Here is a 3,317-nt window from a genome sequence, read left to right as displayed (position 1 = left end):
CGGAAAGACAACAATGGTTGAGATGATGGAAGGATTAAAAAAGCCGGACTCGGGAGAAATTCTCTTGCAGGGTAAAAACTGGCATAAGAATGAAAAGGAACTCCGGGCAATAATAGGTCTATCGTTGCAAGAGACACGCTTTTCAGACAAGCTTACTGTCTTTGAAACATTATGCTTGTTTGCCAGTTTCTTCCGACTTGGGGAGAAACGAGCAAATGAAATTATAGAACTTACCGGTCTGGAAAGTAAGCAAAAATCTATGGTAGGAACACTCTCCGGAGGACAACGGCAACGGCTTGCTTTAGGAGTAGCACTGCTAAATACTCCGCAGATTCTTTTTTTGGACGAACCTACTACAGGACTCGATCCTCATTCACGACTCGATCTGTGGAATATTCTGAAAGAATTAAAAGACAAAGGTGAGACCACTCTTATCCTGACAACGCATTATATGGAAGAAGCTGAATCTCTTTGCGATCATATAATCATTATTGATGAAGGGAAAATATTAAAGGAAGGAAAACTAGAAGAATTGTTAGACGAAAATTCCCGTAACCTCGACGAATTATTTATCAATCTCACAGGTAAAGCTCTTCGAGAGAACGGAAATGTTGTACTGTAAATAACACTTATATACTTTCAATTATGTCAATAAAAGAATCAATCAGAACAAATCAACTATATCAACTCTTCAAGACCCAATTCTTATTAACAATCCGTGAACCGGAAGTTCTTTTTTGGGGTATGATCTTTCCTGTACTCATCTCCATTGGATTGGGTTTGGCTTTTACACAGCAAACAGAATCAAAATTTAATGTTATACTTGTTGAGAAGAATAAAACCGAATTAGATTCACTTCTCCATATTTATGGAAAAAATGCACAGAGTAAAGAAGGGAACATCCTAAATTGGAAAATTAGCAACAAAGAACTGGGTAATACCGTATTTAAGTTCTCTCAAAGCGACTGGAATTCGGCTATCATCTCCTTAAAGAGGGGTGAAGCAGATGTGATTGTTACAGATTCGTTAGGAAAAGCCATTTATCATTTCGACCCGCTCAACTCTCAGTCTCAATTAGCATATATGAAACTTTCAGCATTGGTAAAATCACCCGATTCAACCATGAATGCTGAAAACACCAATATAGAACCATTGACATTACTGGGTGTTCGTTATATTGATTTCCTCATACCGGGGCTAATTGCTTTCGGATTGATGAGTTCTATTATGTGGGGAATTAGTTATACAATTATCGAACGAAGATCTCAGAAGCTGTTAAGACGGATGGTTGCGACACCAATGAAGAAATCTAATTTCTTGTTTGCATTGATGTTTGTACGTATTCTCATGAATGTAGTTGAGTCTCTGATTCTTCTGTTTTTTGCATGGCTAATATTCGATATTCATATACAAGGAAACATCGGAGCATTGATTGTTTTATTTTTGGCCGGCAACCTTGCATTTACAGGAATCGCCATCTTAGTTGCATCCCGTACTACAAAAACAGAGGTCGGCACTGGATGGATTAATGCTGTACAAATGCCGATGATGCTGCTATCGGGTATCTTCTTTAGTTATCATAATTTCCCGGAATGGAGCATCAGTACAATTAAGTTACTTCCTCTAACGGCACTAACCGATGGAATCCGTAGCATTTTTAATGAGGGAGCAGGATGGATGGAAGTGATTTATCCTACTTGTACTTTATCAGCTCTCGGAATTATCTGTTTCGTTATAGGTATGAAACTATTTAAATGGAATTGATTCACACAACCCTTTATCAATCTCATTTACAAAAAACATATGGTTATTACTAATCAAACAATATAGTTAAAGGGTGTCAATCACCCTTTAACTATATGCTATTTTATGCAACTTTAATTAATCTGTGGATTAAATAGCATTTTATTCATTAGTGTTAATTATGAATAAAAGCTTTTCGTCTGAAAATAAAAACAAATAATTTTGAGAGAATATCCCTCTAACTGATAAGAATAATGGCTTCCAAAGTTTTAATTATTGAAGATGACAATACATTCGGAATTGTCCTAAAAAAATGGTTTAATAGAAATGGATTTGACCCATTGGTTAGATCGACTGTAGAAGAAGCTAAAAAAGATTTATTAAAGGTTGATTTCTCGTTAATTATCACAGATCTAAGACTTCCTGATGGAGACGGTATAATGTTATTGACTTGGATCAGAGAGAAGAAAATAAATACGCCGGTTATTGTTATGACGAGCTACGGAGAAGTTCAAAGTGCAGTCTCTGCAATTAAACTAGGAGCTTTTGATTATATGGAAAAACCCATAAACCCGGAAGTCCTAAAATCAAAAATAGACGAAGCTCTAAATCACACTCCAACTCAAATACCAAAGGAAAACCTTTCTACTACACGTATCGTTTATGGCACCAGTGCTTTATCTAAACAAATGTATGAGCATATACAACTCGTAGCACCAACACATTTGTCTGTACTTATTAGAGGAGAAAGCGGAACAGGAAAGGAATATACGGCTAAAATGATACATGATTACAGTCGAAGAAAACAAGCTCAGTTTATAGCTGTGGATTGTGGTAGCCTATCAAAAGAATTAGCCCCGAGTGAATTGTTTGGACATCTTAAAGGATCATTTACCTCTGCTATTGCAGATAAGAAAGGTGTATTTGAGCAAGCAGAGGGAGGAACAGTTTTCCTAGATGAAGTAGGGAACTTGTCATATGAAGTGCAGGTTCAGTTATTAAGAGCCATACAGGAGCGAAAAATACGTCCGGTAGGTTCTGCCACAGACATAAAAGTAGATGTAAGAATGATAGTTGCAACGAATGAAAATTTGGAAACAGCTATCACCGAAGGACGTTTCCGAGAAGATCTGTACCATAGATTAAATGAATTTACACTCATAGTTCCACCCTTGCGCGAGCGAAAAGATGATATTGTTCTTTTTGCAAATAGCTTCTTAACTGATGCCAATAAAGAATTGGAACGAAAGGTGGAGCGGTTTTCGGAAGAATGTATGTCGATACTAAAAGAATACCACTGGCCCGGAAATCTGCGAGAATTAAGGAATGTAATACGTAGAACAGTATTGTTTACGAAAGGAACAGAAATTACGCCAGACCTCTTACCTGAGTTTATCCAAATCCCGAAGCAAACAGAGCAAATCTTATTACCAATAGATGAACGGGAGCAAATTATCAAAGCCTTGAAAATAACAAAGGGAAATAAAACGAAAGCAGCAAACCTACTCAATATTGATGCATTTTATTGTAAAGGGTTTTCCTATCAATATTGAGTAGGTTTGCTGCTTTCGTTT

General features: G+C 36.7%; 2 protein-coding genes and 1 pseudogene. All 3 read left to right on the top strand.

Annotation, left to right across the window (positions count from 1 at the left end; genetic code table 11):
• A partial coding sequence (locus tag LDB17_RS09420; protein WP_393925009.1) for an ABC transporter ATP-binding protein occupies positions 1–622 on the top strand: 622 nt, incomplete at its 5' end.
• Positions 623–645: 23 nt separating this feature from the next.
• A complete protein-coding gene (locus LDB17_RS09415) occupies positions 646–1,764 on the top strand; it encodes an ABC transporter permease (RefSeq protein WP_252639078.1) in 1,119 nt (372 codons plus the stop codon).
• A gap of 233 nt (positions 1,765–1,997) precedes the next feature.
• Positions 1,998–3,260, top strand: a pseudogene (locus tag LDB17_RS09410) (sigma-54-dependent transcriptional regulator); the annotation flags it as partial.
• Positions 3,261–3,317 lie beyond the last annotated feature (57 nt).

Source organism: Dysgonomonas sp. Shenzhen-Wh21, from assembly GCF_043392705.1.
Lineage (GTDB): Bacteria > Bacteroidota > Bacteroidia > Bacteroidales > Dysgonomonadaceae > Dysgonomonas.
Note: the sequence above shows the minus strand (reverse complement) of the source record. Positions and strands in the feature narration are given on the sequence as shown.